At 63.0% G+C, this 25,853-nt stretch carries 23 protein-coding genes; 10 read left to right on the top strand and 13 right to left on the bottom strand.

Features of this window, described 5'->3' with window-relative positions; all coding sequences use genetic code 11:
• Nucleotides 1-6: 6 nt before the first annotated feature.
• A complete protein-coding gene (locus MOV80_RS22160; protein WP_249605496.1) occupies nucleotides 7-738 on the bottom strand; it encodes a glutathione peroxidase in 732 nt (243 codons plus the stop codon).
• Nucleotides 739-921: 183 nt separating this feature from the next.
• On the opposite strand from MOV80_RS22160, the gene trkA reads away from it, so the two are divergent.
• From trkA to MOV80_RS22125, 7 genes are all read left to right on the top strand, one after another.
• Nucleotides 922-2,295, top strand: a complete 1,374-nt coding sequence (gene trkA, locus MOV80_RS22155) for a Trk system potassium transporter TrkA (RefSeq protein WP_039755462.1) — start codon at nucleotides 922-924, stop codon at nucleotides 2,293-2,295.
• 2 nt (nucleotides 2,296-2,297) lie between these two features.
• Entirely contained in the window at nucleotides 2,298-2,690 is a 393-nt protein-coding gene (locus tag MOV80_RS22150) for a VOC family protein (RefSeq protein ID WP_118267088.1), read from the top strand.
• Nucleotides 2,691-2,693: 3 nt separating this feature from the next.
• On the top strand, nucleotides 2,694-4,148 hold the full coding sequence (locus MOV80_RS22145) for a potassium transporter TrkG (protein ID WP_249605495.1): 1,455 nt from the start codon (nucleotides 2,694-2,696) through the stop codon (nucleotides 4,146-4,148).
• An 80-nt stretch (nucleotides 4,149-4,228) separates the two neighbouring features.
• Nucleotides 4,229-6,124 (top strand): lytic transglycosylase domain-containing protein, encoded by a 1,896-nt coding sequence (locus MOV80_RS22140; RefSeq protein ID WP_249605494.1) that lies wholly within the window; start codon nucleotides 4,229-4,231, stop codon nucleotides 6,122-6,124.
• Nucleotides 6,125-6,195: 71 nt separating this feature from the next.
• Nucleotides 6,196-7,143, top strand: coding sequence for a complex I NDUFA9 subunit family protein (locus MOV80_RS22135; protein ID WP_249605493.1), 948 nt, complete (start codon nucleotides 6,196-6,198; stop codon nucleotides 7,141-7,143).
• Nucleotides 7,144-7,156: 13 nt separating this feature from the next.
• Nucleotides 7,157-8,380: a multifunctional CCA addition/repair protein gene (locus MOV80_RS22130; protein WP_118267082.1), complete on the top strand. Its 1,224-nt coding sequence runs from the start codon at nucleotides 7,157-7,159 to the stop codon at nucleotides 8,378-8,380.
• Between the two features lies 1 nt (nucleotide 8,381).
• Complete coding sequence (locus tag MOV80_RS22125) at nucleotides 8,382-9,500, top strand: PrpF domain-containing protein (protein WP_249605492.1); 1,119 nt, start codon at nucleotides 8,382-8,384, stop codon at nucleotides 9,498-9,500.
• Nucleotides 9,501-9,512: 12 nt separating this feature from the next.
• Here MOV80_RS22125 and MOV80_RS22120 read toward each other — a convergent pair whose 3' ends face one another.
• The 12 genes from MOV80_RS22120 to tssK form a co-directional block, all read right to left on the bottom strand.
• Nucleotides 9,513-10,217 (bottom strand): rhomboid family intramembrane serine protease, encoded by a 705-nt coding sequence (locus MOV80_RS22120; protein WP_249605491.1) that lies wholly within the window; start codon nucleotides 10,215-10,217, stop codon nucleotides 9,513-9,515.
• 227 nt (nucleotides 10,218-10,444) lie between these two features.
• On the bottom strand, nucleotides 10,445-11,005 hold the full coding sequence (locus MOV80_RS22115) for a DUF2867 domain-containing protein (protein WP_107732044.1): 561 nt from the start codon (nucleotides 11,003-11,005) through the stop codon (nucleotides 10,445-10,447).
• A 36-nt stretch (nucleotides 11,006-11,041) separates the two neighbouring features.
• Complete coding sequence (locus tag MOV80_RS22110; RefSeq protein ID WP_019102404.1) at nucleotides 11,042-11,842, bottom strand: RNA methyltransferase; 801 nt, start codon at nucleotides 11,840-11,842, stop codon at nucleotides 11,042-11,044.
• A 5-nt stretch (nucleotides 11,843-11,847) separates the two neighbouring features.
• The gene (locus tag MOV80_RS22105; RefSeq protein ID WP_019102403.1) at nucleotides 11,848-13,173 is read right to left on the bottom strand and encodes an HDOD domain-containing protein; all 1,326 of its coding nucleotides are present in this window, start codon (nucleotides 13,171-13,173) and stop codon (nucleotides 11,848-11,850) included.
• Nucleotides 13,160-13,903 (bottom strand): class I SAM-dependent methyltransferase, encoded by a 744-nt coding sequence (locus MOV80_RS22100; protein ID WP_249605490.1) that lies wholly within the window; start codon nucleotides 13,901-13,903, stop codon nucleotides 13,160-13,162. Before MOV80_RS22100 ends, MOV80_RS22105 begins: the two co-directional genes overlap by 14 nt.
• 19 nt (nucleotides 13,904-13,922) lie before the next feature.
• The gene (motB, locus tag MOV80_RS22095) at nucleotides 13,923-14,852 is read right to left on the bottom strand and encodes a flagellar motor protein MotB (RefSeq protein ID WP_043593929.1); all 930 of its coding nucleotides are present in this window, start codon (nucleotides 14,850-14,852) and stop codon (nucleotides 13,923-13,925) included.
• Between the two features lie 15 nt (nucleotides 14,853-14,867).
• A complete protein-coding gene (motA, locus tag MOV80_RS22090; RefSeq protein ID WP_039755446.1) occupies nucleotides 14,868-15,725 on the bottom strand; it encodes a flagellar motor stator protein MotA in 858 nt (285 codons plus the stop codon).
• A gap of 188 nt (nucleotides 15,726-15,913) precedes the next feature.
• Nucleotides 15,914-18,535, bottom strand: a complete 2,622-nt coding sequence (gene tssH, locus MOV80_RS22085) for a type VI secretion system ATPase TssH (RefSeq protein ID WP_191186554.1) — start codon at nucleotides 18,533-18,535, stop codon at nucleotides 15,914-15,916.
• A gap of 163 nt (nucleotides 18,536-18,698) precedes the next feature.
• Entirely contained in the window at nucleotides 18,699-19,184 is a 486-nt protein-coding gene (locus MOV80_RS22080; RefSeq protein WP_039755445.1) for an Hcp family type VI secretion system effector, read from the bottom strand.
• 126 nt (nucleotides 19,185-19,310) lie between these two features.
• Nucleotides 19,311-20,954 (bottom strand): OmpA family protein, encoded by a 1,644-nt coding sequence (locus tag MOV80_RS22075; protein ID WP_249605489.1) that lies wholly within the window; start codon nucleotides 20,952-20,954, stop codon nucleotides 19,311-19,313.
• An 11-nt stretch (nucleotides 20,955-20,965) separates the two neighbouring features.
• A complete protein-coding gene (locus tag MOV80_RS22070; protein WP_249605488.1) occupies nucleotides 20,966-21,628 on the bottom strand; it encodes a DotU/TssL family secretion system protein in 663 nt (220 codons plus the stop codon).
• Nucleotides 21,625-22,968: a type VI secretion system baseplate subunit TssK gene (tssK, locus tag MOV80_RS22065; RefSeq protein ID WP_051002688.1), complete on the bottom strand. Its 1,344-nt coding sequence runs from the start codon at nucleotides 22,966-22,968 to the stop codon at nucleotides 21,625-21,627. Before tssK ends, MOV80_RS22070 begins: the two co-directional genes overlap by 4 nt.
• Nucleotides 22,969-23,486: 518 nt before the next feature.
• On the opposite strand from tssK, the gene tssB reads away from it, so the two are divergent.
• From tssB to MOV80_RS22050, 3 genes are all read left to right on the top strand, one after another.
• Complete coding sequence (tssB, locus tag MOV80_RS22060) at nucleotides 23,487-23,993, top strand: type VI secretion system contractile sheath small subunit (RefSeq protein WP_019102394.1); 507 nt, start codon at nucleotides 23,487-23,489, stop codon at nucleotides 23,991-23,993.
• A gap of 15 nt (nucleotides 23,994-24,008) precedes the next feature.
• On the top strand, nucleotides 24,009-25,541 hold the full coding sequence (gene tssC, locus MOV80_RS22055) for a type VI secretion system contractile sheath large subunit (protein ID WP_118267067.1): 1,533 nt from the start codon (nucleotides 24,009-24,011) through the stop codon (nucleotides 25,539-25,541).
• Between the two features lie 60 nt (nucleotides 25,542-25,601).
• On the top strand, nucleotides 25,602-25,853 hold a 252-nt coding region (locus MOV80_RS22050), incomplete at its 3' end, for a hypothetical protein (RefSeq protein ID WP_249605487.1).

The raw sequence follows: 25,853 nt of genomic DNA, 5'->3' as shown, positions 1-25,853 counted from the left end.
CAGGCCTTACTTGGAGAAGTACTTTTCCACTTCGTCGGCGGAGCCGATCAGCTCGCCGTTGATGAACACTTGCGGCGCGGTCATCTTGCCGGCCACGGCGCCCAGCACCTTGCCGCGCACCTTGTTGTCCAGCGGCACTTCGACGAAGTCGTAGCCGTTTTCGCTCAACACCGCCTTGGCGCGCGCGCAGTGCGGGCAGCCCGTCTTGGAGAACACCACCACTTGGTCCGGCTTCTTGGCGCCGGGGTTGATGTAGTCCAGCAGGGTGTCGGCGTCGGACACTTTGAACGGATCGCCCGGCTCTTGCGGCTCGATGAACATCTTGTCCACCACGCCGTCCTTCACCAGCATGGAGTAGCGCCAGCTGCGCTTGCCGAAGCCCAGGTCCTGCTTGTCCACCAGCATGCCCATGCCCTCGGTGAAATCGCCGTTGCCGTCCGGAATCATCACCAGGTTCTGAGCTTCCTGGTCCTTGGCCCATTCATTCATCACGAAGGTGTCGTTGACCGATACGCACAGGATGGCATCCACCCCGTTGGCGAAGAAGGCCGGCGCCAGCTCGTTGAAGCGCGGCAGGTGGGTAGAAGAACATGTGGGGGTGAACGCGCCCGGCAGCGAGAACACCGCTACGGTTTTGCCGTCGAACAGCTCGGCGGTGCTGACATCTTTCCACTCGTTGTTGTCACGAACACGGAAAGTGACATTCGGTACGCGTTGGCCTTCACGGTTTTGCAACATGGCGAGACTCCTTGTTTGGATTGACTGACAGGTTTAATAAATCGATGCGTGCATTCTGATAGCTGACGGCAAATTCGTCTAATTGATTGTGCCAAGGCTGCTGATTTGCTTTTTTAATCGACAAGCAAGCGGCCTCACTAACCGTTAAAATTGCATAAACAAACCAACAATCAGGCCAACGCGGTGAAGATTCTGATTCTCGGCGGCGGACAGGTCGGCGCCAATGTGGCGGAGAACCTGCTTTCGGAAAACAACGACATCACGGTGGTGGATCAAAATGCCGCGCGGCTCAAGCAGCTGCAGGACAGGCTGGACATCCGCACCGTGGCCGGCAACGCCGCTCACCCGCAGGTGCTGGCCGAGGCCGGCGCGGCGGACAGCGACATGGTGCTGGCGCTGACCCGCGACGACGAAACCAATCTGGTGGCCTGCAAGATGGCCGAGGCCTGTTTCAACATCCCCACCCGCATCGCCCGCATCCGCTCCAGCGACTACTTGGCGTCCGAGCACGGCGACCCGCTCGCCCATTTCGGCATCGAGTCCGCCATCTGTCCGGAACAGATCGTCACCGACCACATCTATCAGCTGTTCGCCTACCCCGGCGCGCTGCAAGTGCTGGACTTCGCCGACGGCAAGCTGCAGCTGGTGGTGTCGCGCGCCCACTCCGGCGGACGGCTGCTGGGCATGCCGCTGCGCAATATCCGCGAACACATGCCGGACGCGGATTGCCGCGTCTGCGCCGTCCACCGCCGGGACAAGCTTCTGGTGCCGGACGGCGACACCGTGCTGGAGGAAGGCGACGAGGTGTTCTTCGTCGCAGCGCGCGAACACGTGCAGGCGATGCTCAAGGAGCTGCGCTTCAGCGAGCGGCCCTTGCGACGCATCATGATCGCCGGCGGCGGCAACATCGGCTACCGGCTGGCCAAACTGCTGGAAAACGATTTCAGCGTCAAAGTGATAGAGGCGCGGCCGGAACGCGCTCAGTGGCTGGCGGAACGGCTGGAGCACGCGCTGGTGCTGCGCGGAGAAGCCACCGACGAAGAGCTGCTGGACGCCGAGAACGTGGACGAGATGGACGTGTTCTGCGCGCTGACCAACGACGACGAAGACAACATCATGTCCACGCTGCTGGCCAAGCGCATGGGCGCGCGACGGGTGGTGGCGCTGGTCAACCGCACTAGCTATGTGGACCTGCTGGAAGGCCATCGCATCGACATTGTGATTTCGCCCCACCTGTCCACCATAGGCTCCATCCTGGCCCATATCCGCCAGGGCGACGTGGAGGCGGTCCATCCGCTGCGCCGCGGCGCGTCGGAGGCGATGGAGGTCATCATCCACGGCGACGCGCAACAATCACGGCTGACCGGCCGCCGCATCGATCAGATCGACATGCCGCACGGCAGCCACATCGTGGCGGCCATCCGCGGCGAACAGGTGCTGATGGCGCATCACGATTTGACGGTGGAAAACGGCGACCATCTGATCATCTTCCTATCGCGCCGCCGGGTGATCCGCCAGGTGGAAAAACTCATTCAGGTCAAACTGGGCTTTCTGTGACCATGCATCTGACCGGCCTGCACCACGTGGCGATCATCGCCGCCGACTACGCCCGCTCGCGCGACTTCTACCACCGCATTCTCGGCCTGCCGATACTGGCCGAGCACTGGCGTGCCGAGCGCCAGTCCTGGAAGCTGGACCTGGCGATCCCGGGCGGCGGCCAGCTGGAGCTATTCAGCTTTCCGTCTCCGCCGCCGCGCCCCACGCGGCCCGAAGCCTGCGGCCTGCGCCACCTGGCCTTCGCCTGCGCCGACGTCGCCGCCTGTCGCCAAAACCTGCTGGCCGAAGGGGTGGCGGCGGAAGACATCCGCGTGGACGAATACACCGGCGCTCGCTTTTTCTTCTGCGCCGATCCGGACGGCTTGCCGCTCGAGTTCTATCAGCCGCGGGACTGAGACATGCGCAAGATACTCGCCATCCTCTATGTGCTGTCCAAGCTGATCATGCTGTTTTCCTGCACCTTCCTAGCGCCGGCGCTGGTCTCCATCCTGTACCGCGACGGCGCGCTGGACACCTTCGTCACCGCCGCCGTGGCCGGCCTGGCCATCGGCCTGACGCTGTGGTCCGCCACACGGCGTTACCAGCGAGAACTGAAGCCTCGCGACGGCTTCATTCTGGTGACAACGCTGTGGGTGGGCTTCGCCATCACCGCCTCTTTCCCCTTCATGCTGGCGCGGCCGGACATGCCGTTCAGCCATGCGTTCTTCGAAGCGATGTCCGGCCTCACCACCACTGGCTCCACGGTAATCAGCGGCCTGGACACCCTGCCGGCATCGCTCAACTTCTGGCGCCATTTCCTCAATTGGATGGGCGGCATGGGCATCATCGTGCTGGCGGTGGCGATACTGCCCATCCTCGGCATCGGCGGCATGCAGTTGTACAAGGCGGAAACGCCGGGGCCGATGAAAGACAGCAAGCTGGCGCCGCGCATCACCGAAACCGCCAAGAACCTGTGGCTGGTCTACAGCGGCTGGACGCTGGCGGTGGCGCTGGCGCTGAAAGCCGCCGGCCTGAGCTGGCTGGACGCGGTGTGCCACGCCTTCGCCGCGCTGTCGCTGGGAGGCTTTTCCACCCGCGACAGCAGCGTCGGCGCCTTCGATTCGCTGCCGGTGGAGCTGATACTGAGCTTCGGCATGATAGTCGGCGCGATGAACTTCGCCACCCACTTCCTGGCACTGCGCCAGCGCTCGCTGCGCGCCTACCTGCGCGATCCGGAAGCCAAGGCCATGCTGTGGCTGCTGCTGGGCAGCATCCTGGCGATGAGCGTCTACCTGTGGGCCCACCATGTCTACGACTTCCCCACCGCGCTGCGCCACGTCAGCTTCAACCTGATCTCCATCGCCACCGACAGCGGCTTCGCCAGCGTGGACTACGCGCGCTGGCCCATCTTCGTGCCTTTGTGGATGCTGTTCCTGTCCAGCATCACCGCCTGCTCCGGCTCCACCGGCGGCGGCATCAAGATGGTCCGCACCCTGATGCTGAGCAAGCAGAGCGTCAACGAGATGACGCGGCTACTACACCCGGCGGCGGTGCGGCCAGTGAAAATCGGCGGCAAAGTGGTGCCTCAAGGCGTCATGCTGTCGGTAATGGGCTTCATATTTGTCTACTGCATGTGCATAGTGATATTAAGCTTCGCGCTGATCGCCAGCGGCCTGGATTTTCTCAGCGCCTTCACCGCGGTGATCGCCTCGATCAACAACGCCGGGCCCGGGCTAGGCGTGGTCGGCCCGGCGTCGAACTATGCGTCGCTGTCCGACTTTCAAATATGGATTTGCAGCCTGGCCATGCTGTTGGGCCGGCTGGAAGTGTTTACCCTGCTGATCCTGTTCACGCCGGCCTTCTGGCGCAAATAGGACGCGAAGAATTTACCCGCCGCGCGCGGATCTGAACCAAAGCGGCGCTCAGCGCCGGATAATAAAGACGAACCCGGATCATGAACCCTATGACATTCACCGCCCCAAGCCGCATGCTCGCCCTCAGCCTGGCGCTGACGGCCGCCCTGCCCGCCTTTGCGGGCGCCGACGACGAACTGATCGCCGCCCGCGACGCCTTTCGCGGCAACAAGCTGGGGCAGCTGGCCAGCCTGGCGGGCGGCATGCCGTCCAACTACCCGCTGAAGGACTACCCGGCCTACTGGCTGGCGCTCAAAGCGCTGGACGGCGACGACGACGGCCCGGCCCAAAACTTTCTGGCCCGCGTGGACGAAGGCCTGATGCCCGAGCGCGTGCGCAACGAATGGGTGAAAAAGCTGGCGGCTCGCGAAAGCTGGAGCCGCTTCGCCGCGGAATGGAAAAAACTGCCGCCGGAAGGCCGTGATGAAGAATCCAGCTGTTACGGCCAGCTCAACGAACTCAATCAGGGCAAGGCGCCCACCGATCTGGACCGTTTCCTGGAAAGCCGGCCGCTGCCGGAGGGCTGCAACCGCCTGATCGCCGAGGCGGCGCGGCGCGGCGTCCTGAAACGGGACTGGCTGTGGCAACGCGCCCGCCTGCTGCTGGCCGGCAACTACCTGAGCCAGGCCCGCCAGCTGGCCTCCAATACCGGCCTGCCGCTGGACAATGCCGCGCTCAGCAAACCCGCCACTGCCGACCTGTCCACCCCCGGCGGTCAGGAAGCGGCCGTCTACGACATCGTAATCAAGGGCAAGGCCAATATCAGCAACGGCCTGGGCAAGCTGCTCGAACACGAAAAATCCTTAAGCAAGGAGCGCGCCGGCTTCGCCTGGGGCCAGCTGGCGCTGCTGTCGGCACGCAAACAGCAGGCGGCTCAGGCGCTGCAATGGTTCGACAAAGCCGACGCCGATCAGTTGACCTCCGAGCAATGGGAATGGTGGGCACGCTCGGCGCTGCGCCTGGAGCAATGGACCCAGTTGGAGAAAATCATCCGCGCCATGCCGGCCAACGTCGGCGCCAAGCCGTCTTGGCGCTACTGGCGCGGCCGCTCGCTGCAACAGCTAGGCCGGCAGAACGAAGCCACGCCGCTGTTCAGCCAGGCCAGCGTAGGCCACAACTACTACGCGCTGCTTTCGCTGGAAGAGCTAGGCAACAGCCTGTCCACCCCGGCCAGCAAGAGCGGCCCCAGCAAGGACGACATCAAGCAGATGAGCGAGGAACCGGCGGTCAAACGCGCGCTGGCGCTGCTGGAGCTGGCCGAACGCCACGTCAAGCCCGAGTTCCGCGCCGACGCGCAGCGCGAATGGCGCTGGGCGATGCGCAACCGCAGCGACATCGAACTGCTGGCCGCCGCCGAAGTGGGCCGCCGCGCCAGCTTCTACGACATGGCCATCTACAGCGCCGAGCGCACCAAGGATGAACACGATTATTCGCTGCGCTATCTGACGCCCTACCGCGATGTCACCCAGCGCTACGCCAAGCAGTTGGATATCGACGACGCCTGGGTCTACGGACTGATCCGCCAGGAAAGCCGCTTCATCACCATGGCGCGCTCCGGCGTCGGCGCATCCGGCCTGATGCAACTGATGCCGGCCACCGCCAAATGGGTGGCCAAAAAAATCGGCCTGGGCCAGTACGCGGTCAACGACATCGAAACCAATGTGCAACTGGGCACTTGGTATTTGCGCTATGTGCTGGACAGCCTGTCCAGCAACGAAGTGATGGCCACCGCCGCCTACAACGCCGGCCCCGGCCGCGCGCGCGCCTGGCAAGCGGACCGTACGCTGGACGGCACCATCTACGCGGAAACCATCCCCTTCACCGAGACCCGCGACTACGTGCAGAAGGTGATGGCCAACGCCGCTTACTACTCCAGCACCTTCGGCCACGCCAACATCTCCTTGAAGAACCGCATGGGCGTGGTGCCGGCGCGCTGAACCTCCGCTTGGTCCCCCCGGCGGCGGACCAAGCCCTCTCCCACAAGTACCATAAGAAAGGGACCTCACTCATGACTTATCAACGCATCTGCGTCATCGGCGGCAGCGGTTTCATCGGCAGCTACATCGCGGAACGCCTGACCGAACAAGGCTGCCAACTGACCATCGCCACCCGCCAGCGCGAACGCGCCAAGGCCTCGCTACTGGTGCTGCCCGGCGCGCAGCTGGTGGAGGCGGACATTCACCGCCCGGAAGCGCTGAAACAATTGATTTCCGGCCACGACGCGGTGATCAATATGGTGGGCATCCTGCACGGCAACGCCGCGCAGTTCGACAAAGCCCACGTTCAGTTGAGCGAAAAAGTCATCACGGCCTGCCAAAGCCTGGGCGTGCGGCGGCTGATCCATATCAGCGCGCTGGGCGCCGATGAACGCGGCCCCAGCCTGTATCAGCAAAGCAAGGGCCGCGCCGAGACCCGCGTGCGCGAGAGCGGCCTGGAGTGGACCATACTGCGGCCGTCGGTGGTGTTCGGCCATGGCGACAGCTTCCTCAATATGTTCGCCAGCCTGCTGCGCAAAGCGCCCTTTCTGCCGCTGGCCGGCGCGCATACGCGCTTCGCGCCGATCTGGGCCGGCGACGTGGCCCATGCGGTGGAGGCCAGCCTGTCGCACCGCGCCGCCATCGGCCAGAGCCTGGACTTGGCCGGCCCCGGCGTCTACACGCTGGCGGAACTGGTGAGCCTGGTGGGCCGCCACATCGGCAAGCCGCGGCCGGTGATCGCGCTGCCGCAAAGCCTGGCCATGCTGCAGGCCGCGTTAATGGAATGCCTGCCCGGACCTGCGCTGATCAGCCGCGACAATGTACGCTCGCTAAGCGTGGACAACATCAGTGATCAACCCTTCCCCTCCGCGTTGCTGGGCTTCCGCCCCACCGCGCTGGAAGCCTTGGCGCCGGGCTTGCTGGGCAGCGATGAATTCAATCTGACAATGTCCGCCTACCGCCGCCAGATTGCGCGCTGAACGGAAAGAATCAATGCAATGCTATATCGTCGGCGGCGCCGTGCGCGACCGCCTGCTGAAACTACCGGTGAAAGACCGTGACTGGGTGGTGGTGGGCGCCAGTCCGCAAGAAATGCTGGCGCTGGGCTATAAACCGGTGGGCAAGGACTTCCCGGTGTTTCTGCACCCGGACACCCACGAAGAATACGCATTGGCCCGCACCGAACGCAAAACCGGCAAGGGCTACCACGGCTTCGCCGTCTACGCGGCGCCGGACGTGACGCTGGAACAGGACTTGGCGCGGCGCGACCTGACCATCAACGCCATCGCCGAGGCTCCGGACGGCAGCCTGATCGACCCCTACCACGGCCGGCGCGACCTCGAAGCCGGCGTTTTGCGCCACGTCAGCCCCGCCTTCGCCGAAGACCCGGTGCGTATTTTACGGCTGGCGCGTTTCGCCGCCCGTTTCGGCTTCACCGTGGCCGACGACACCATGGCGCTGATGCGGCAAATGGTGGCGGACGGCGAAGCCGACGCCCTGGTGGCGGAGCGGGTATGGCAGGAATTAGCCAAGGGTTTGATGGAGGAGCGGCCATCGCGCATGTTCCTGGCCCTGCGCGCCTGCGGCGCCCTTGCCCGCGTGCTGCCGGAAGTGGACGCGCTCTTTGGCGTGCCGCAACGCGCCGACCATCATCCGGAGATAGACACCGGCGACCACGTGATGCGGGTGCTCGACTGCGCCGCCGAGCAAGGCCTGCCGCTGACGGCGCGCTTCGCAGCGCTGACCCACGATCTGGGCAAGGCGCTGACGCCGGCGGAGGTGCTGCCGCGCCACATCGGTCATGAGACCGCCGGCGAAGCGCCGCTGCTGGCCTTATGCCAGCGCTTGCGCGTGCCGGCGGACTGCCGCGACCTAGCGCGCATCACGCTATTGAGCCATACCAAAGTACACTGTGCTTTCGAATTAAAGCCAAGCACAATACTACGATTGTTCAAGCAAACCGACGCCTTGCGGCGGCCGGAGCGCTTCTTGCTGATGCTGGACGCTTGCCGCGCGGACGCGCGCGGACGCCTGGGCTTCCACGACCGGCCCTATCCGCAGGCGGACTACCTGTCCGCGCTGCTGGACGCGGCGCTGGCGGTGGATGCCGGCGGCATCGCCCGTCAGTGGGAAGACAAGCGCACCCTTCCGGAAGCGATAGACCGCGCCCGGACCCGCGCCATCGCCGTCCGCAAGGAGCAACTGGAGACGCACTGACATGGCCTCGATCTATCGCCTGCCGTCCACGCTGATGCGCGGCGGCACCAGCAAGGGTCTGTTCATCCGCGCCGACGTGCTGCCCGAGGATACCTCAACCTGGGAACGCATGTTGTTGCGCGCCATTGGCAGCCCGGACCCGCACGGCAAGCAGATAGACGGCCTGGGCACCGGCCGGGCCAGCACCAGCAAGGTGATGATCCTCAGCCCGTCGCGGCGCGAAGACTGCGACGTCGATTGCCTGTTCGGCCATGTGTCGATAGAACACGCCTTGATAGACTGGTCCGGCAACTGCGGCAACCTCAGCGCCGCGGTGCCGCTGTTCGCGGTGATGGAAAAACTGGTGGAGCCGCGCGACGGGGTCGCCTCCATCGGCATCTGGCAGGCCAATGTCGGCAAGCGCATCATCGCGGAACTGGAAATCATGCACGGCCAGCCCGTCTGGCAGGGCGACTACCATATCGACGGCGTCGCCTTTCCCGGCGCGCCGATCCGGCTGCGTTTCCTGGACCCTGCCGGCGGCAGTTCCGGCGAACTCTACCCCACCGGCAAGCTGGTGGACGAACTGGCGCTGCCGGACGGCAGCCGAGTGGAAGCCACCCTGGTGGATGCCGGAAACCCCACAGTATTCGTTCGGGCCCGGGATTTCGGCCTCAAGGGCGACGAGGAAATGGCTGCCCTGCAGGAAACCGCACGCCACCGGCTGGAATGGGCGCGGGAAATCGCCGCCGTGGTCATGGGCTTGGCCCCCGACATCTTCGCCGCCCGGCGCGAACGGCCGGGCTCGCCGCGAATCAGCCTGCTGTCGGAAAGCCGGGACGAGGATTGTCAGATCAACGCCCGCATCCTGACCTCCGGCCGCTCGCTGCACCACGCCTTCACCGGCACCGGCGCCATCGCGCTGGCTTGCGCCTGCGCCACCGAGGGCACGCTGCCGCAGCAATTGGCCGGCGCGCCGGTGCGCGGCATGCCGCTGACCTTCAGCCACGCCAGCGGCAAACAAACCGTGGAAGCGGTTCTGGGCCACTCGGTCGAATACGGCTGGACCATCAGCGAAGTGGTGATGACCCGCACCGCCAGGCCGCTGATGCGCGGCGAAGTTTACATTCCGATGGACTAGCGGCGTGCAGCGTCAAGGCTGCGCGGGCGCCGTAGCCTGCTGTTGACGCAGTTGCGCCGCCAGTTCGCTCAAATCTTCGGAACCCAACGCTAGGCTCGCCTGATGCGCGCCAAGCGCCGCCGCCCCCGCCAGCGCGATGAACATCAACAACCGTTGCAGCGGACGCCGCTTCAATCGGTCCAACCAGCCCAGCACGCCCAGCGGCAAACCGGCCAGAAGGCCCCCGATATGGCAGGCCTGATCCACACCGGACACCATGAAGCCCATGCCCAGATTCAGCAGCACCACTTGCGCCAAGGCCTTGCCCTGCGAACCGCCCATGTCGGCGTCGCTGAGGCCGGCCACGCACAAGGCGCCGGCCAGGCCCATCAGGGCGCCGGACGCGCCCACGCTGGCCACCAGGCGGATACTGCTCTGCATCAGCAGGTTGGTCACCGGATGCGTGCCGTACCACCAAGCGCTGACCAGGCCCGCCGCCAGGCCGGCGGAAAGATAAATGGCCAGGAAACCAACACCGCCAAAGCGCTTTTGCGCCAAGGGGCCAATCAGCAGCAACATATACATATTGAGCAACAAATGCATGGCCCCGCCATGCACGAACATGCTGCTCAACAGCCGCCAGCTATCGCCGCTCAAGGTGAACGGCGCCAGATTGGCGCCCCAACTCACCAAGTGCTCGGGGTCGGGTTCGGTCCAAGAGACGCCAGAAGCGCCCATCCAGATGTATACAATCAAATTGGCGAGCACTAGGCCGATAGTGGCCCATTGTTGTCGAGCAAGAGAGGAAAGCCCGCCAAAGCGGGATGCGGAAGAGTCAAGCGCGGCTTCATTCATATGGTCTGATTTCCTGTCTTTCAATTTGCCGTTTAAATATCACCGGCGCATGATAAAACAGATCAGCTCAAATAAAAACCAATTGCTACTCAACAAGCATTAACAATGGTTCAAGCCATTGCCGCGCCGCGCCGTAACTCCCGCTCCACCTGCCGCAACATGCGCCGGCGAATCAGGCCGCTGACCGGCCGGATCAAATACCAGTAAGGCGCGAAACGCAAACGGGTGGCCACGTCGGGACAATGCACGCGGGTCTGAGTCGATAGGCGAACGCCTTCGGCGACGATTTCGCAATGAAAGCTCAACAACAGCCGGGCTACGCCCGGCTCGTTCAAAGCGATGAAATCCTCAAGACCACCGATCTCGCGCAAACCGAAATCCGCGCGCCAGAACGCGCCCGCCAGGCCCAGGACCATCTCGCTCTCGCCGTCGCGCGCCAGCGGCGTGAAGCTGTGCATGCCAAACGGCGGACGGTTTTCGGGCAAGGCGCCGCTTAAACGGCCGGGCAGCTCGCGCAAGGCCATAAAGCGCCGCGCCCAGCGGTCGTCCGCCGGCGCGATGCGCTGCACCGCGTCCAATACCGAGCCCGACGCCGCCGGCAAGACCCGGGAGTGGGTCTCGACATACTGATAACTCGGCAGAATGCGTTCTGCCAACGCAAAGCGCTCCATCCGTCCTTCTCCGTTTCTGGCGGCGGGCGGCGAGTCTCAACCGGCCGCCGTCTCCAGCTGTCGCACCCGCTCGAACAAACACACCGTCGCCGCCATCGCCACATTCAGCGATTCGGCATGGCCCGGCATCGGAATCCGCACCCGCGCATCGGCCAGCGCCAGCGCCTCGGCGCTGACGCCGGCGCCCTCGTTGCCAAACACGAAAGCCACCGGACCGCGCAAATCCTGCGCGTACAACGAGGTGGAGCCCTCCAGATGAGTGACTAGCTTGCGGCCGTCGTAGCGCGCCAGCTCGGCGCACAGATCGGCCTGCTCATGGATGTTGAGCGCGAAGTGCGCGCCCATGCCGGCGCGCAGCACCTTGGGCGAATACACGTCGACACAGCCCTTGGATAGCATCACATCGTATACCCCCGCCGCCGCCGCGCAGCGCAAGATGGTGCCCAGATTGCCCGGATCCTGTATATCCTCCAGCATCACCCGGGATGCGTCCGCCAGGCTGGGGCGCGGCTGCGGCCGTGGGCACAAGGCCAGCAACTCCCCGGCACTGGCCAGTGCCGTGGCCTTGGCGAGCACGGTTTCCGGCACCGTGATCACAACAGTCGGCGCGCTCAGACGCCGCAACAAGACTTGCACCTCCGGATGCGCTGCCGCCGCCTCGTTGAGATACACCCTCTCGGGCACGATGCCTGCGTCCAGGCAGGACTCGGTCAGATGAATGCCCTCCAGCAAGATCGTTTGTTGCTTGCGGCGTTCGCGCGGGCTCTGCGCCAGGCGCGCCAACTGCTTGATTTCGTCGTTATGGGCGGAGGTGATGGTTTTGCTGATGTACGACATGTGTCCTATTGCGGCAGCAGGGTCAGGCGCGCCACTAAATCCTTGAATCGGTGATAACTGTCCTCGTCGATCGCCTGGCCGCTATGGCCGTTGTCGACATAGAACACGCCGGACAGCGTGTGCCCGACAAACAGGGTGATCAGGGCGAATTCATTGTCCCCGACATGCTCGAAAAACAGATCCTCGTAGCGCCGCTCCAACTGCTGGCGCACCGAGGCCGGCGCGTGAAAACTTTGCGGCTTGCTGGTCAACACCGCGAAGAAGGAACCTGGCTCCAGCCCCAAGGGCAGCTTGCGCAACGGATGGCTATCGCCCAAGCCCAGCTGATAACGCAACTTCAACGTATGCGCGTCCTGATCGTAACGGTAATACAGCACCCGCTCGAACTTAAGGTCGTTGGCCAGGTGGCGGATGGATTCGCGTATCGCCTTCTCCATCTGCTCGGCGTCGCTCAAAGCGGCGGTTTTCTGCAAACTCGGGCGCTTATACTCGCCCTCCAGCATCAACAGGCTGCGCACCGGGTACATATAGCCCACCGCCCTGGGGTGGCGCGCCACCGACAAAGCCGCGTGCACCACCGCCTGATGCGCCAGATACGGCGCGCAGCCTATCAGCTTGGCCGCGGCCTCCACGCCCACCTGCCAGGTACTGCGCCAAGTGCCCTGCTCCAAAGAGTTGGCCGTGGCCATCGCCAGGCGCAGCAACTGGCGACGCTTGGTCGGGCTGCCCGGCCCCAGCAAGGCGTTCAGGCCGGTTGGCAAAGGCATCAGCTTGATGAATTGCTCCAGCACCTGAGCGTAATCGCAATCGAAGGCGTTGGACATTTCCTGCAGCAGCGGGCGGTCCGGCAACTGATTGCGCTGCATCATGAACAAGCAGGCGGGCAGATTGTACAGCAAGGCGGCCACGAAACAGTCCTCCACCTTGTGATCGCCCTGCAAAGAGAGCCACTCCTTGATCAGCAAGGCCGCCACCCGGGAGCGGCCCAACCAGTCCTCCACCGCCTCCAGCACCTCCGCGTCCAGCTTGTCCGGCACCGCCTCCAGCGCGGCGACGCGGCCAAAGCGGTTGGTGACCGCCTCCAACCCCATCAGCAGCAAGGTCTGCTCTACCGAGGGGATGCTCTCATTGCGCTGCAAGGCGCGCGAACCGCCCACCACCCGGACCAGGTCCAGCAGCAGGAAGGGATCGGACAAACAGAGGTTGGCGAGGTCGGTGAAATTGATCAGATCGCTGTGGCGAGCGCAAATATCCTTCAGCTCGCCCAGCGTATTGGGCAGAATCGGCCAACGCCGTTCGGCGATGGACTTGATCCAGTTAGCAAGCTCCATGTGGGTGGCGCCAGATCAGTAGTTCGGTTTGCAAAGCGCCTCCCAGCGGGATGCGTTCATCGGGTTCGACATCGGGAACGGCGAAAGTATTGCTGACCAGCAGGCTGCCGGGCCGCCCCTCAGCCACAAACTTGCGCCAGACGCGCGCCATCGGCTCCGGGGATAGAAACACATAGACCGCATCGTACTCTCCCCACGACTCCCTCCAAAAACTGCGGCAGGAGAGCTCCAACCGCCGCGGCCGCCGGGCCAGCCACCAGCGCGCTCGGGCCAACAGCCAACTGCCCCAAGCGCTTTCCAACGCCCTCACTCTGAGATCCGGCCGCAGCCGGCACAGCCAGACCGCCAGCCTGCCGTCGCCGCAGCCGGCTTCCAGCAAGGCGGCCCGCCCTGGCAGGAGCTCGGCCAAGCGCTCCGCCGCCTGGGCCGAGGAGCGATACAAGGGCACGCGCTCCAGCACGGCGTTGCGGCCCAGCGCGAAAGTCAGCGCCAACCCCAGCAAATACACCCAGGATGGCAAGGCCGCCTGATGCATCAAGGCCAGCGCGGGCACAAACAAGCCGTGCAGCAAGCGCTGCCAGCCGGGCAAACGCATGAAAATGGCCAAGGCCGCCGCGCACAGGCCTTGCAGGATCGCCCAACCCAGGGGCTGGGCGGCGGGCGCGACGAAAAACATCGCCGCCAACGCAGCCAGCAGTTGCAGGCCAAGATGACGCAAGCGGCTCAACAAGGCAACGCTCGCATCGGGATTATTTGGCCGGCGTTTCCGCCGGCGCGGCGGCTGGCTCGGCCCCGCTTTCCGCGGGCCCGCCGATCACTTCCTGGTTCATCTGCGGCTTGTAGCCGTCGTTGAGGATATTGCTCTCCGCTTCCTTGTTCAGCACCACGATGGCGATGCGCCGGTTTTCCGGGCTGAACACATTGGTCTTGACCAGCGGGTTGGCCGAAGACAGGCCCACCACGCGCAACACTTTGTTGTCCTGCAGGCCGCCGGCCACCAGTTCGCGCCGCGCCGCGTTGGCCCGGTCCGCGGACAGCTCCCAGTTGCTGTAACCGCCCTGGCCGCTGCCAAAGGGCTTGGCGTCGGTATGGCCGGAGATGCTGATCTTGTTCGGCATCATGTTCAACTCTTTAGCCAGTTGCTGCAGCAACACGCGAGTATGCGGCAGCATGCGCGAGCTGCCGGAGTCGAACATCGAGCGGTTCTGCTCATCGACGATCTGGATCTTCAACCCGTCCGGTGTGATCTCCAGCTTGAGTTGATTCTTGTACTCCTTGAGCAGTTCGCTGTGATCCACCGTGCTCTGGATCTTGTTCTGCAACTGCTCCATCGCCACTTTTTCCTGCTGCTTGCGCATGATCTCGTCCTGCGGCGAGCCCGACTTGTTGACCTGGCCGGTCTGCTTGGTCAAATCGTTGCCGCCGCCCTTGATCACGGAGGTGGCGTCGCCGGCGCCTGCGCCGCCGGACAGCGCCACTTTCAGCGGCGTCTTGAAGTATTCGGCGATGCCGTTCAGCGTGCCCTGCGAGGCAGAACCCAGCAGCCACATCAGCAGGAAGAAGGCCATCATCGCGGTCACGAAGTCGGCGTAGGCAATCTTCCAGGCCCCGCCATGGTGGCCGTGGCCGCCCTTCTTGATGCGTTTGACGATAATGGGCCGTTGCGATTCGTCAGCCATGATCGCTCCCCCCGCTTATTTCTTCGCCTGTTTCACGTGATCTTCCAGTTCCTTGAAGGACGGACGATCATGCGAAGCCAAGACTTTGCGGCCAAACTCCACCGCCACTTGCGGCGCATAGCCGTTGAGGCTGGCCAGAATGGTGACCTTGATGGTCTGGTACACCCGGGTGCCGTCACCCAGCTTGTGCTCCAGAATGGTGGCCAGCGGGCCGACAAAGCCGTAAGCCAGCAAGATACCGAGGAAGGTGCCCACCAGCGCGTGGGCGATCAGCATCCCCAGTTCGGACGGCGGCGCGCCCACAGACTCCATAGTGTGCACCACCCCCATGACCGCCGCCACGATACCAAAGGCCGGCAGGCCGTCGGCCAGGCCTTTAACCGCGTTGACGGGCACTTCGCCTTCGTGATGGTGGGTTTCGATCTCCACATCCATCAGGTTCTCGATTTCGAAGGCGTTGAGGTTGCCGCCCACCATCAGGCGCAGGTAATCGCAGATGAACTCCACGACATGGTGGTCGTGCAGAACAGTGGTGTATTTGGAAAAGACAGGACTAGCTTCCGGATTCTCGACGTCGGCCTCGATGGACATCAGGCCTTCCTTGCGCACCTTGGTCAGAATCTCGAACAGCAGCGAGAACAGTTCCATGTAGAAGGCCTTGCCATAAGGCGTGCCCTTGAACACGGTGGGGAAGGCCTTCATCGTCGCCTTCAGCGGCGCGCCGCCGTTGGCCACCACGAAAGCGCCGAGCGCGGCGCCCGCGATCATCACCACCTCCAGCGGCTGCATCAACGCGGCGAGATGGCCCCCCGCAGCGACGAATCCCCCCAGCACGGAGCCAAGAATTATGAGGTACCCGATTCCGACGAACATGCGTCAAGTCCTGTCTTTGTGATTTTTCGGATCGCTGCGATTTCCATTACAGCACGACTTTTATTCTATTCATAATAGAAAAAGCGGATTGAATTGTATCAACCCGCTTTCCCAGCTGCAAAAAACATGGAAGGTGATATTCACTAGCGCTGAAAAATGACGAAACCAAGTACCGGCCGGCCTCCGAATCAATGCAGCAAGGTCATTTCCAACTGGTCGTCCTGTCCCGCCGTCAGCACAATCCGCAGCGGCATACACCCCTTCGCCAAGCGCCACTGCAAACACTGCGAGGCCATCTCCGGCAGCAGCTGCCGCCGGATCAGATGATCCAGGCCGCGCGCGCCATGGTCTCGTCGGCCGCAAGCAACGGCCATTGCCTGCGCGCAGTCCGTGCCGGCCTCCAGTTCAATGCCTTGAGAGGCCTTAAGATGCGTGGCCAGCGCCGCCAGTTTCAACTGGGCGATCTCCGCCAGAGCCGGCTCGGACAACAAGCCATACGGCACCACTTGCATCCGCGCCAACAGCGGAGCCTGGAAGTGGGCCAGCAACAAAGGGCGAAGCGCGTCTCGCCACGTCCCTCGCTCCGGTTCCCCCTCCTGTTCCAACAACAGCTCGCTGCCAAGATTCGACGTCATCAGAAACAGGGTATTGCGAAAATCGATTTCGCGGCCCTCCCCATCCCGCATGAAACCCCGGTCAAACGCCTGATAGAACAAATTCAGCACATCGCGGTGCGCTTTTTCCACCTCGTCCAGCAGAATCACGCTATATGGCCGCCGCCTCACCGCCTCGGTCAGCACCCCGCCCTGGCCATAGCCGACATAACCCGGCGGCGAACCTTTCAACTGCGAAACCGTATGTGCCTCCTGGTACTCGGATAAATTAATGGTCAGCAAGGCCTGCTCGCCGCCGAACAATAGATCGGCCAAGGCCAGGCCAGTTTCGGTCTTGCCTACGCCTGAGGGCCCGGTCAGCAAGAACACCCCCAGCGGACCTCGCCCCGGCGCCAATCCGGACTTGGCCGCCAGCAAAGACTGGGCAATCTCCTCTACCGCGGCCTCCTGGCCACGCACCCGTTCCCTCAAGGCCTGCGCCAAGCCCAATAGATTGACTGCGTCATCAGCCAGCAGTTTACCCACTGGCACCCCGGTCCAATCGGCAATCACCTCCGCCACCAAGGCGGCGTCCACGTCGGCGGCCGCCAAGCGACGCTCCCCTTGCAAAGCAGCCAACTCTGCCCGTGCCTGGACCAGCCGCGCCGTACCGTCTCGCCGCCCAGCCAACTCTCGGCACAACCGGCGCAGCGACTCCGCGCCCTCCCGCTCCTGCTGGTAACGCTGTCGCAAGGCCTCATCCTCAAGCCGAGCCGCCGCCAGTTCTGAATCGATCACCCGCAAGCGCGTCTCAAGCTGCGCGCTACCGGCGCCAAACCCCGCATCATCCCGCAGGGCCTCCCTCTCGCTATTCAGCGCCAACAACCGCGCCTGCACGGCCTGCAATTCCGCCGCGCCGCCTTCCAGGCTCATCCGCGCCCGCGCCGCCGCAGTGTCGATCAAATCCACCGCCTTGTCCGGCAGCTGACGCCCGGCCAGATAACGCCGCGACAAACTCACCGCCGCCGTGATCGCCTCATCGCGGATCGCCACTTCGTGGTGCTCCGCATAGCGCGGCTTCAAGCCGCGCAGCATCAGACAGGCTGCGGCATCGTCCGGCTCTTCCACCTTCACCATCTGAAAACGACGTTCCAGCGCCGCGTCCCGCTCAAAATACTGTTTGTATTCGGACCAGGTGGTGGCGGCTATCGTCCGCAGTTCGCCGCGCGCCAGCGCCGGCTTCAACAGGTTGGCCGCATCGCTGCCGCCGGCAGCGTTGCCCGCGCCCACCAATACATGCGCCTCGTCAATGAACAACAAGATCGGCTCCGGCGCCGCGCGCGCCGCCTCGATCACCTGCTTCAGCCGCTGCTCGAACTCGCCTTTAACCCCGGCTCCCGCCTGCAACAAGCCCACATCCAGCGCGAGCAAGCGTACCCCGCGCAAGGCTTCCGGCACCTCGCCGGCGGCAATGCGCAGAGCCAACCCCTCGGCTAAAGCCGTCTTGCCTACCCCCGGCTCGCCCACCAAAATCGGATTGTTCTTGCGCCGGCGCAGCAGAATATCCACCATCTGGCGTACTTCCTTGTCCCGCCCCAGCACCGGGTCGATCAAGCCCTCACGGGCCTTAGCGGTTAAATCGGCGGCAAACCGGCTCAAGGCCTCCGGCAATTGACCCTTCGTCGCGGACGCCTCCGAGCGGCTCTCCGACGGGACAAGCGCCTCCTCTTCCAGCCCAATCTCCTCGGACTCCGCCGAAACCCGCTCCAACCAGGTCCAGCGCGCGCGCACTTGCGCCGCGGACAAACTGAATAATGGCCAGGCCTGCCTACAAGACAAACGCTCCGGCGACGCCAGCAAGGCAAGATACAGATGGGCCGAACGCATCCGCTGGCCGCCGGAATCAAGCGACGCGATCAGCCAGGCCGACTCCAGCAAGGACTGTACTCCACGCGACAAGCCAGGCTTACCGCGCATGTCCCGCGGCAACCGCTCCAGCGCGGCCAACAAGCCTTGCCAGATTTCATCCACATCTATCTCGTAATGCCGCAGCAAAGCGGCTAAATCGCCATCGCCCCGCTCCAGCAGTTTCACCAGCCAGTGCTCAACCGTGATTTCGGCATGAGAGCGGGCCAGGCAAAGCCCGGCCGCCTCCTCCAGTGTTCGGGCGCAGTGTTCGTTCAGCCGTCGCAACAAATGAACAGACTCGAGTATCATTTCCGCCTTTTCCCAAACCAAACGCATGCCGGCCAAAACGGCCGGCATGGTTAAACGTACTGAAACCTCCGCCGGCAACCGCAATGCGCCGCGACCAAACATCTCGCGGGTCGCACCTCCGGCCCCCTCCGTCTAAACGCCGTGGTTGCCCGGCAAAGCGGGACTAACGGTTTTCAACCCAGCTGTCGGAGTGGATGATGTTGCCGTCCTTGTAGGCCCAGGTGATTTTCTCGTAGCGCATTTCCACCTCCTCCAGATGGTTGTAACGCTCGCGGCCCGGATCCTTGATGTTGTACATTTTGGGCGCCACCGACACGACCTTGACGTTGTCCAACTTGATGTTGAAGTACTCCTGCTCGCTGCCGGCGTCGTCGATCTGATACCACTTGAACTCCACCTCCTTCAGCGTCTGGCCACTGGTCACCGCCTTGTACAGATAAGGCGATGAAGCGTCGAACTCCTTAACCAGAGTCAGGGCCTCATGGACACGAGTGCCAGTCAACTTGCCGGTATTGCCGTCTGTGGGAATGCGCACCGCGTGGTCGAACTCCACCACCTCCACGCTGTTCTCCCTGCCCTGCACCGTCACCGAGCCCTTGATGTCCGCGCCGCCGTCGTCTTTCAACCACATGTACGCTGGTATCGCCATATCAAACCCTCCTAGGATTAACTTAATAATTTAAGTTTATACAAGACCGCTCGCCCGCCTCGCCCAAGCGAAACGCCGCGGAGCAGCGCGCCGCACCCTGCGGCCGCCTCGTAACCGGGCCGCCCGTCACTTGACGGGCAGCGTCGGCAACAAGGTAATCTCCACTCGCCGGTTGCGCGCCCGGCCTTCGACATCGTCATTGCTCGCCAGCGGCCGGGTTGCGCCATAGCCCTGGATGGCGAAACGGGTCAACGGCAGCCCGGTCGCATGCGCCAACCAGTCTCGCACCGCTGCGGCGCGCTCCAGCGACAAACGCTGATTGGCTTCCGACTGGCCCACGCTGTCGGTATGGCCCGCCACCAACACGTTTCGCTCTGGATAAAGCGCCAGTGCCGCCAATGCCGGCTTCAAAGCCATCTCCGCGCCGACGCGCAACACAGCCTTGCCGCTATCGAACAAGGACAGGCTATCCAACAGCACAGAGGCCGGAACCGCCGCCGGCGGACGATAATCGGCAATCAACCGGACAATGCGCTCCCGCCACGGTTGCGCACGGTAAAATCCGAACCCCAAGCGCAAGGGCACGCCAAGGTCGACATGGCTCTGCAACTCCCTCGCGTCACTCTCCAACACCGACAAAGCCTCACGGCGCTCAACATCCCTCTCCACCGGCAGCGAGCGATAGTGAGCGACATTGGCCGACAAGCGCTCCAGCAACACTCGGTTGGACCAGGCCGACGCGGCAAACGCAGCCAATGCCGTCAGGCAGGCCAAAAGCCAAAGACTCAACGCCAACCGCCAAGCCGCAGGCAGGCGTCCACCCGGCTCCAAACCGAACAACCAGCTTCGGGGCACCCCTTCCCGCTCGCTCTTGCCTATGCTCAGCGAGCGCACCGTCAAACCACTCAAGGCCTGCCGGCAACGGCCCCATGGCGATAAAGCCGCATCCCTCCCCTGCGTCGGCAGCAAGGCGATTCCCTGCAAGCCAACCGCCGGAGCCGGCGTAGCCCCCTGCAACAAAGCAGGCAATACCTGAGTGCCTAGCCAGCCTCCCACCGCACCGGCGCGCAAGCGCAAATCGAAATGCGCTCGCGCATCCTCGTCGCCCAAAACCGGCGGTTGCAGCTCCGTCCGGCTACGCCAATCGTCCAACCACTCGCGCCACTGCCGCAAACTGGCGCTCGAAGAGCCTTGCAACACCACGCCCAAAGTCCCGCCGATACCGGAGCAACGCGCCGGCGCGGGGAATCCCACCAATAAATAAACCGGCAACCGACAAGCCAGACGGCGCTCCACATCGGCAATCGCCTGTCGCCACGCCTGCAAACGTCCCAACCAGGCTGCCTCGCCGCACTCGGCCGCCGCCTCCAAACGCAAGGCCAAGGCATCGGGCGGCGAACCCCGCCGCCAAGCCACCAGTTCCGCCACCGCGCGCTCCAGCAAGGCAGGGGTCGGCACCATCGCCCGCAGCATGCCATCCTCCGCCGCAACATAGGCTCCGCGCGGGCTTTCCAGTTCCACCACCGTGGCACGCCCATCTCGCCATCCCTGCGGCAAATCCAGCAAACCCGGCAGCAGCAGTTCTCGCGCCGCGCCGTCGCGGCGCCAGCGCCACATCCGCCAGCCGGCCCAACCCAACCAGAGCGCCGCAGCCGCCAAGCCCACCCCCAAGCGAACCATTGCGCCCCACGGCGCCATTTGCGCCAACCACCACGCTAGCATCGCCAACGACAATGCCCACAAGCAGAAAAAATGCGTGTGAATACGCATCGCCCGCTCCTTTACGACAGCGCCAAGGCGGCATCGGCAACACCCAGCCACCAGCTCAACGCGGCATATCCAAGCAGCGTCGCGGCCAGGCCAGCCCCAGCCGCGGCCAACGGCAAAGCCATGCGCCGGAAACGCCAGGACACCCCGCCGCGCAACATGGCCACCGCGCCATCAAACTCGCCGGCCGTCAACGGCGGCGGCGCCGGCACCAGCGCGCTCAGTTGTCCCAACAATGCTTGACTAGCCGCATCGTCCTCGCCTCCGCGAAACCCCATGGCCAAAACCATTGCGTAGCACCAGCTCAGCGCCGGCTCCGCCGCGGGCTGAGCCAAATGCGCGCGCATCTGTCCCAGCAACACCTCGCCGGCCTGATAGCTGTTGAAAAAACGCACCTGTAAGGGCTCCCGCGCCCACTCCGCCCGTTTCGCGCCCTCAAGGCGGCGCAACGCCGCCTCGTCCAGCAATGCGCACTGCGCGTAACTGGCCCGCTCAATCAAGACCTCTCTGGCGCCTGCCTGGCGCAAACCCTCGCGCGTTGCGCGCACCAGGCCGGCCGCATGCTCGCGCCAATCCTCCACATGTTCCGGCGCGTCCTTGTCGGCCAACATCGACACCGTCAGCGCGGTATCCCGGAAACTGCGAGCCAAAGTCTCTGGCGGAAATAGCTTGCTCATGATTTCAACACCACAAAGAGTTCAAGCACCACGCCCGGCAAAGACGCGGGCACATAACAGGAACACGCCTGCGCCGCCAACATGCGCTGAAAAGCCGGATGACCGGCATCCAAGGCGAAGTACAAGTTTTCCATCCGTACCGGCAAAGCGGCCGGCAAGCGCGTCGGCACGCTCAAGGGCACGCCTCCGGACGCGGTGCTGACTACGGTTTCCACATCCTCCGGCGCACCGATCTTGCACACCGCCGGAAAACGCTCCAGCAACTGCGCAGGCGGCATGTCCGCCCTCACCGACAGATAAAAACCGCCTTGTTCTCCCAGCCTGGCGTCCGCCAGTTGGCCATGCCACATCGACGACTCCCCCCTCGCCAAAGACACCAGCACCACTTGGGAGGGAATCACCGTGTCCAGACAGCCCCGGATCCAGTCTTCCAACAACAGGAACCCAGGCCTGGCGTCTTCATGCCGGTAAGCGGGAATATCCGCCAGATCTTGCTGTAGCGAGAATGTGGACAACATGCCGCACAACTGCGCCAATGCGCGATACAACGCTTCCGGGTGGCTGGCAGGCGTCTGCCGCAGATGCGCCAATACCGGCCAAGCGCTGTTCACGCAATGCAAAAACCAGAACAAGCCGGCATCCGACACGGAAAAATCCACCAACCCGTGTCCACGCTCGCGCCGGCGCTCAGACAGCTGGCGGCTGCGCGCCAGCAGCATTTCCTCTATTCGTTCAAGCAAGTCCATCAAACCCGGCGCCGTGTCCAAACGCAACGCCGGTGGCCAGAACGAGGGATCCCGCACCCATTGCCCCTGGCCGTTTCGGCTCAAGCGCAGCAAAGGACAGCAGACATAATCCGCCCGCTCCTCAAACTCCAGCAGCAAACGAAAATTGCCGCGCTCCACCGCCAGCTCCGCCGGCGGGCCCTCGTACAAATCCTCCACCTCCAGGTATTCGCAACGCTGCCGCCTGGGCCGCGCCGGCGTCTCGCCGTCGCGCTCGCAATTGCCGCCCCCCGCTTCCCACAAGGGCAAGCCCAGGAATACCAGCACGCTCTGCGCCTCGGCCGGCGCGGCAAAATCCCGCGCCGACGGCAACCGATCGGCCTCGGCGCAGTCGGCCACGGCGCCATCCGGCAGGATCAGGCGCAGCCTTTGCAGCTTCAGCTTGCCCAGACTCAAAGCGGCCTCATCCCACTCCAGCTCCCAGCACCCCCAAAAATAAGGCTGAGCCAAACGCCCAAACGAGGCCGCCAAGTGGGAAAACCACAATGACTGCTGTTGAAAATGCTGGGGGGACAATAAAGCGCCCTCCATCCACATCGGACGAAAAAATCTCATGCGAATAACCTCTGAGGCAAGCTCTTTAAAACACGACTACCACTGACAGCGCAAACCAGCACATAGGATTATTCCTAAAAAACTCGCCAATTAATTCAAACCAACAAAAATCAAACCGAAAAAATCAAAGAAAAATACTTAAAAACTAATTCTGAAATTTAATTTCAAGCTAACAACAAAAAACAAAATGCCAAATAAATAAATTTTAAGTAAACATAGAAAATCTACGTCATTCTAGACACCAAACCACAACACCTGTCAAATCAAAACCGTATTGCGCCAATCCATACAACCTGGTTAACATTGAAAAACAAACGCAAAAACAAGACAAATAAACAAAAACATAAGCACAGATGTAAAAAATAAAATCACGACAACCAAAAAAACAAAAGAAAACCATGAAAAGTTTCAAGAACGTCACCAGAAAACCACGACAACATGATGAACGGGGACACTCCGTCCATTTACCCATCTGGAGAAATGGACATGCATAAACCTTGATCGCAGGAGAAAACACCATGGCTGAAAGTTTTCAAAACGAAGTGCCCGCCGCGCGGGTCAACATCAAGCTGGACTTGCATACCGGCGGGGCCCAGAAAAAAGTAGAACTCCCGCTGAAACTGCTGGTGGCTGGAGACTACAGCCATGGCCAGGAACAGCGGCCGCTGGCGGAACGGGAAAAGGTGTCGATCGACAAAAACAACTTCGACGCGGTGCTGGCCGAGCTCAACCCCAAAGCCAAGCTGGTGGTGGAAAACACGCTGGCGGGTGACGGTTCAGAAATGGCGGTGGATCTGGACTTCAAAGCCCTGAGGGATTTTCACCCAGAACAGGTGGCGGCGCGTATTCCGGAGCTTCGCGCGCTGCTGGCGATGCGCAATCTGCTTCGCGACCTCAAAGCCAATCTGCTGGACAACGCCTCCTTCCGCCGCGAGCTGGAAAAAATTCTGCGCGACGACTCGCTGTCCGCCAACCTGCGCAGCGAACTGGAACGCATCATCCCGCTCGGCCAAGCCGCCCACTAAACCAGGAGCCCACTCATGTCGACCAAGAAGCAACAGCAGCCCGAGGACACCATCGTGCTGGAATCCCCGGTCAGCGTTTACGAATCGCTCTGCGCCAAGATCAACCTGGCGCCCGTGACCAGCACCCAACCCATCGAGGCGTATCAGACCGCAGAAGTGATGTCAGACGCGCCGCTGGACGAACGCATCGCAGTGGCAGTGAACGTATTCCTGAAAATGATCCAGGAGGCCTCGCAAAAAGTGGACCGCCTGGACAAAAGCCTGCTGGACTTTCACATCGCCCGGATCGACGCGCAAATCAGCCGTCAGCTGGACGCGGTGATGCACAATCCTGTCTTCCAGCAAATCGAATCCGCCTGGCGCGGGTTGCGCTTTCTGGTGGATCGCACCGACTTCCGCAAGAACGTCAAGATCGAGGTGCTGGACGTCAGCAAGGAAGACCTGCGCAATGACTTTGACGACGCGCCGGAAGTGATACAGAGCGGCCTGTACCAGCACACTTACATTCAGGAATACGACACCCCCGGCGGCGAACCCATAGGCGCCATCATTTCCAACTACGAGTTCGACCGCGGCCCGCAGGACATCGCGCTGCTGCGCGACATCTCCAAGGTGGCCGCAGCCGCTCACATGCCCTTCATCGGCGCAGTGGGGCCGGCCTTCTTCGGCAAGGAAAGCATGGACGAAGTCGCCGCCATTCAGGACGTGGCCAACTACTTCGACCGCGCGGAATACATCAAATGGCGAAGCTTCCGCAACAGCGACGACGCCCGCTACATTGGCCTGGCCCTACCGCGCTTCCTGGCCCGCCTCCCCTACGGGCCCGACACCGTGCCGGTACGCAGCTTCAACTACGCCGAAAACGTCAAGGGCCCGGACCACCAGCGCTACCTATGGACCAACGCCGGTTTCGCCTTTGCCGCCAATATGGTGCGCAGCTTCATCGGCAACGGCTGGTGCGTGCAAGTGCGCGGCCCGCAAGCCGGCGGCCTGGTGGAAGATCTGCCCATCCATCTGTACGACTTGGGCATAGGCAATCAGGTGAAAATCCCCACCGAAGTGCTGATCCCGGAAACCCGTGAATTCGAATTCGCCAACCTGGGCTTCATTCCGCTGTCCTTCTACAAAAACCGCGACTACGCCTGCTTCTTCTCCGCCAACTCGGCGCAAAAGCCGGCCCTGTACGACACTAAGCAAGCCAGCGCCAACAGCCGCATCAACGCGCGGCTGCCGTACATCTTCCTGCTGTCTCGGCTGGCTCACTACCTGAAGCTGATCCAGCGCGAGAACATCGGCGCTACCAAGGACCGCCGGCTGCTGGAGTTGGAGCTCAACACCTGGATCAAGCTGCTGGTCACCGAAATGACCGACCCCAGCGACGAGCTACAAGCCTCGCACCCGCTGCGCGACGCCCAGGTCATCGTCGAAGACATCGACGACAACCCCGGTTTCTTCAAGGTCAAGCTGTTCATCGTGCCGCACTTCCAGGTGGAAGGCCTGGACATCAACCTGTCGCTAGTCTCGCAAATGCCCAAGGCAAAAAACTAAGCGCCCGTTCCCTCGGGCCGTCTCCACGGCCCGAGGGCAGGCCCAATCGGGAGAGCCGCCATGCCGCCGCAACAGCACTACCACCTGAAGATCGCCGAACTGCCGGCCGAACTGCTGTCGGTCGAATCCTTCACCCTACGCGAATCCCTGGGCCGGCCCTTCGCCGCCGACATCCGCGTCACTTCCGCTCGCCAAGACATCGACCTCGTCTCCCTGCTGGACCGCTACGCGCTGTTCTCCATCCACGGCCCCCACCCGGACGCCACCCTGTTTCCAGAGACTCCACCACAGCTATTGCGCCGCTGGCGCGGT

It is taken from the genome of Chromobacterium sp. IRSSSOUMB001, from assembly GCF_023507765.1.
GTDB classification, from domain to species: domain Bacteria; phylum Pseudomonadota; class Gammaproteobacteria; order Burkholderiales; family Chromobacteriaceae; genus Chromobacterium; species Chromobacterium haemolyticum.
The sequence above is the reverse complement of the archived record's forward strand: the minus strand, read 5'-3'. Positions and strand labels throughout refer to the sequence as shown.

Excerpts from the sequence above, each read along its gene's own strand:
- MOV80_RS22160 (WP_249605496.1), bottom strand. The coding sequence starts at position 738 with ATGTTGCAAAACCGTGAAGGCCAACGCGTACCGAATGTCACTTTCCGT.
- MOV80_RS22150 (WP_118267088.1), top strand. The coding sequence starts at position 2,298 with ATGCATCTGACCGGCCTGCACCACGTGGCGATCATCGCCGCCGACTAC.
- MOV80_RS22145 (WP_249605495.1), top strand. The coding sequence starts at position 2,694 with ATGCGCAAGATACTCGCCATCCTCTATGTGCTGTCCAAGCTGATCATG.
- MOV80_RS22140 (WP_249605494.1), top strand. The coding sequence starts at position 4,229 with ATGAACCCTATGACATTCACCGCCCCAAGCCGCATGCTCGCCCTCAGC.
- MOV80_RS22135 (WP_249605493.1), top strand. The coding sequence starts at position 6,196 with ATGACTTATCAACGCATCTGCGTCATCGGCGGCAGCGGTTTCATCGGC.
- MOV80_RS22130 (WP_118267082.1), top strand. The coding sequence starts at position 7,157 with ATGCAATGCTATATCGTCGGCGGCGCCGTGCGCGACCGCCTGCTGAAA.
- MOV80_RS22125 (WP_249605492.1), top strand. The coding sequence starts at position 8,382 with ATGGCCTCGATCTATCGCCTGCCGTCCACGCTGATGCGCGGCGGCACC.
- MOV80_RS22120 (WP_249605491.1), bottom strand. The coding sequence starts at position 10,217 with ATGGGCGCTTCTGGCGTCTCTTGGACCGAACCCGACCCCGAGCACTTG.
- MOV80_RS22115 (WP_107732044.1), bottom strand. The coding sequence starts at position 11,005 with ATGGAGCGCTTTGCGTTGGCAGAACGCATTCTGCCGAGTTATCAGTAT.
- MOV80_RS22110 (WP_019102404.1), bottom strand. The coding sequence starts at position 11,842 with ATGTCGTACATCAGCAAAACCATCACCTCCGCCCATAACGACGAAATC.
- MOV80_RS22105 (WP_019102403.1), bottom strand. The coding sequence starts at position 13,173 with ATGGAGCTTGCTAACTGGATCAAGTCCATCGCCGAACGGCGTTGGCCG.
- motB (WP_043593929.1), bottom strand. The coding sequence starts at position 14,852 with ATGGCTGACGAATCGCAACGGCCCATTATCGTCAAACGCATCAAGAAG.
- motA (WP_039755446.1), bottom strand. The coding sequence starts at position 15,725 with ATGTTCGTCGGAATCGGGTACCTCATAATTCTTGGCTCCGTGCTGGGG.
- tssH (WP_191186554.1), bottom strand. The coding sequence starts at position 18,535 with ATGATACTCGAGTCTGTTCATTTGTTGCGACGGCTGAACGAACACTGC.
- MOV80_RS22080 (WP_039755445.1), bottom strand. The coding sequence starts at position 19,184 with ATGGCGATACCAGCGTACATGTGGTTGAAAGACGACGGCGGCGCGGAC.
- MOV80_RS22075 (WP_249605489.1), bottom strand. The coding sequence starts at position 20,954 with ATGCGTATTCACACGCATTTTTTCTGCTTGTGGGCATTGTCGTTGGCG.
- MOV80_RS22070 (WP_249605488.1), bottom strand. The coding sequence starts at position 21,628 with ATGAGCAAGCTATTTCCGCCAGAGACTTTGGCTCGCAGTTTCCGGGAT.
- tssK (WP_051002688.1), bottom strand. The coding sequence starts at position 22,968 with ATGAGATTTTTTCGTCCGATGTGGATGGAGGGCGCTTTATTGTCCCCC.
- tssB (WP_019102394.1), top strand. The coding sequence starts at position 23,487 with ATGGCTGAAAGTTTTCAAAACGAAGTGCCCGCCGCGCGGGTCAACATC.
- tssC (WP_118267067.1), top strand. The coding sequence starts at position 24,009 with ATGTCGACCAAGAAGCAACAGCAGCCCGAGGACACCATCGTGCTGGAA.